The sequence below is a fragment of the Euzebyales bacterium genome (assembly GCA_035461305.1).
Lineage (GTDB): Bacteria > Actinomycetota > Nitriliruptoria > Euzebyales > JAHELV01 > JAHELV01.
The window spans coordinates 1-1,530 of the sequence record DATHVN010000187.1; the positions used below are offsets into that span (position 1 = coordinate 1).

Annotated in this window: 1 protein-coding gene; it reads right to left on the reverse strand. The window is 72.1% G+C overall.

Going from position 1 to position 1,530, the window contains the following annotated elements:
- Window positions 1-1,085 (reverse strand): IS66 family transposase (locus VK923_17520; protein ID HSJ46479.1); only part of this gene is annotated, 1,085 nt, incomplete at its 3' end.
- Window positions 1,086-1,530: the final 445 nt, after the last annotated feature.

The following is a 1,530-nucleotide window of genomic DNA, read 5'->3' on the forward strand; positions in this document are numbered from 1 at the left end:
TGCCCGTCGTAGCGGGCCGCGATCGACGCGGCCACCGCGTCGGGCAGGCGGGTGTCACCGCGCGCACGCGCCTGGGCGACCTGCCGGTGGGCGTAGCGCAGGACGTCGGCGAGATGCCCAGCCCACTCGTGGCCGGCCTCGGCGGCGGCTTGCAGTTCGCGCAGGTGATGCGCGTTGCACAGGCCGTGGCCGATGTCGGTGTAGCGGCGATAGGCAGCCCATCCGTCGTGCACCGCGACGCCGCGGAACGCCGGCAGGACGCCGGCGGCGTCGGTCGCGGCCTTGCCACGGCGGGCGTGCACCGTCAGCAGCGTGTACAGCGCGGTGGCTGCGACGTGCACCCAGTGCAGCCGTCCGGCGACCCTGGCGCCGGTCTCATCGACGCACACCACCCCGGCGGCGATCAACCGTTGCCGAACGATCTCGGTGGCCGGCGCGACCGCGTCGCCGGCCTGGGCGGCGACCGCAGCGACGGTGCCCGTCGACACCGGCGCGCCCAACAGGTCCGCGAGCAGCTTGGCGGTGCGGTCGACCGGCAGATGCTGATACACCGCCAGATAGCAGATGACCGCACGCACCCCGGGCCCGTAGCACGCCGGGGACCTCGCCTCGTCGGGGAACCCCGCGGTGGTCACCTGCCCGCAGCCGCACCGGCGGCGCTGCGCCCGGTGCTCGGTCACCCGCAGGCGTAGCGGTGGGATGTCGAACACCTGCCGGCGGACCACCCCGGCCACGTCGGCGTCATCCAGGCTGGCGTCACAGCCGTGGCAGCGCTCCGGCGCGTGCTCGATGACCTCGTCGGGATCGGCGGTCTGCGCCAGATGCCGGCCCGGATCGCCCGGCCGTTTGCCCTTGCGGCCACCACGACGGCGTGGGGTCGCGGGCTTCTTGCGCAGCCCCTCCGCCGACGGCGGCGTCGATGAGTTCGACGAATCCGCGTCCAACCGTCGCCGCAGCTCGGCGACCTCGGCGCGCAACTCGGCGATCACCGCGTCCCGCTCGGCGACCATCTCCACCAGCCGCGCATAGCTGGGCGCCCCCGAGCCATCCTCGGGTCGATCAGCAGGATCGGCAGTGTCAGACACCAGACCGCCAGTGGGGGAAGAACACGGTCACCACCAGCGACAGCGCGGCTGCCACCGCCACCGGCCGCACAGAACTACACCAGCGTGACCCCCCGATCAAGCACCCTGGACAGCCCGCTCAAACCCACTACCTGAACAGATACCCTCGGACATCCCCGGATCTGCAATGGTTCGCCGAGCGCTTCGTCCGGCCTCGGGACTTCGTGCCCAGACAGCTGTTGACGGTCCGGCTGACGATGCGTCAGGCCTGCCGAACCGGGTCGCCACGGTCTTGGTCGACGGGGTGACCGTGAGCTACAGACCAACCTCGAGTGGCGGTTGACGGTCGCGGTCGAGGCCCGGGCTGCCGACTCGAACGACTTGTTGCAACATTCGGCGGGTGTTGGGCTTCTGGTCGACGGCGAGCGCGTGGCCGCGGCGCTGGCCGATGGCGTCGATCCAGGCG